The sequence below is a fragment of the Streptomyces sp. NPDC006435 genome (assembly GCF_040612315.1).
GTDB lineage: Bacteria > Actinomycetota > Actinomycetes > Streptomycetales > Streptomycetaceae > Streptomyces.
Genome location: NZ_JBEXPY010000122.1, coordinates 1 through 1,755 on the forward strand (window position 1 = coordinate 1; position 1,755 = coordinate 1,755).

Annotated in this window: 1 protein-coding gene; it reads left to right on the forward strand. The window is 70.3% G+C overall.

Translation table 11 applies throughout. From position 1 onward, the window contains the following. The coding region (locus tag ABZZ04_RS39405; protein WP_356937055.1) for a biotin carboxylase N-terminal domain-containing protein at positions 1-1,755 on the forward strand (1,755 nt) is incomplete at its 5' end.

A 1,755-nucleotide genomic window follows, 5' to 3' on the forward strand; every position in this document is an offset into this window, starting at 1 on the left:
GTGCGCAAGGTGCTCATCGCCAACCGTGGCGAAATTGCTGTCCGTGTTGCTCGGGCGTGCCGGGATGCCGGGATCGGGAGTGTGGCCGTTTACGCGGACCCGGATCGGGATGCTGTGCATGTGCGGGTGGCCGACGAGGCATTCGCTCTGGGCGGTGAGACTCCGGCGGCCAGTTATCTGGACATGGCCAAGGTGCTGCGGGCGGCGGAGGATTCCGGTGCGGACGCGGTTCATCCGGGTTATGGGTTCTTGTCGGAGAACGCTGAGTTCGCGCAGGCGGTGATGGATGCGGGGCTGACGTGGATCGGGCCGCCGCCGCAGGCGATCCGGGACCTGGGCGACAAGGTCGCCGCCCGGCACATCGCGCAGCGTGCCGGGGCCCCTCTGGTGGCCGGCACCCCCGACCCGGTGTCGGGTGCGGACGAGGTGGTGGCCTTCGCGGAGGAGCACGGGCTGCCGATCGCGATCAAGGCCGCCTTCGGGGGCGGCGGGCGGGGGCTGAAGGTGGCCCGCACGCTGGAGGAGGTTCCCGAGCTGTACGAGTCGGCGGTGCGCGAGGCCGTCGCGGCCTTCGGGCGCGGCGAGTGCTTCGTGGAGCGCTATCTGGACCGGCCGCGGCATGTGGAGACGCAGTGTCTGGCCGACTCGCACGGCAATGTGGTGGTGGTCTCCACCCGTGACTGCTCGTTGCAGCGCCGTCATCAGAAGCTGGTCGAGGAGGCCCCCGCCCCCTTCCTGACCGATGAGCAGAACGCGGAGCTGTACGCGGCGTCCAAGGCCATCCTCAAGGAGGCCGGTTATGTCGGTGCCGGGACGGTGGAGTTCCTGGTCGGTCAGGACGGCACGATCTCCTTCCTGGAGGTCAACACCCGTCTGCAGGTCGAGCACCCGGTGACCGAGGAGGTCACCGGCCTGGATCTGGTCCGTGAGATGTTCCGCATCGCCGACGGCGAGGAACTCGGCTACGACGATCCGCCGGTGCGCGGGCACTCCTTCGAGTTCCGCATCAACGGCGAGGACCCCGGCCGCAACTTCCTGCCCGCCCCCGGCACCGTCACGCTCTTCGCCCCGCCCACCGGCCCGGGCGTCCGTCTCGATGCCGGTGTGGAATCCGGCTCCGTGATCGGCCCGGCCTGGGACTCCCTGCTCGCCAAGCTCGTCGTCACCGGCGCCACCCGCGAACAGGCCCTCCAGCGCGCCGCCCGCGCCCTGGCCGAATTCACGGTCGAGGGCATGGCCACCGCCCTGCCCTTCCACCGCGCCGTGGTCACCGACCCCGCCTTCACCGCCGACCCGTTCCAGGTCCACACCCGCTGGATCGAGACCGAGTTCGTCAACGAGATCAAGCCCTTCGCCGCCCCCGCCGACGCGGACACCGACGAGGAGCCCGGCCGCGAGACCGTCGTCGTCGAGGTCGGCGGCAAGCGCCTGGAGGTCTCCCTGCCCTCCTCCCTGGGCATGTCCCTGGCCCGCACCGGCCTCGCCGCCGGCGCCAAGCCCAAACGCCGCGCGGCCAGGAAGTCCGGCTCCGCCGTCTCCGGCGACACCCTCGCCTCCCCCATGCAGGGCACCATCGTCAAGATCGCCGTCGAAGAAGGCCAGGAAGTCCAGGAAGGCGACCTCATCGTCGTCCTCGAAGCCATGAAGATGGAACAGCCGCTGAACGCCCACCGCGCCGGCACCGTCAAGGGCCTGACCGCCGAGGTCGGCAGCTCCATCTCCTCCGGCGCGGTCATCTGCGAGATCAAGGACTGA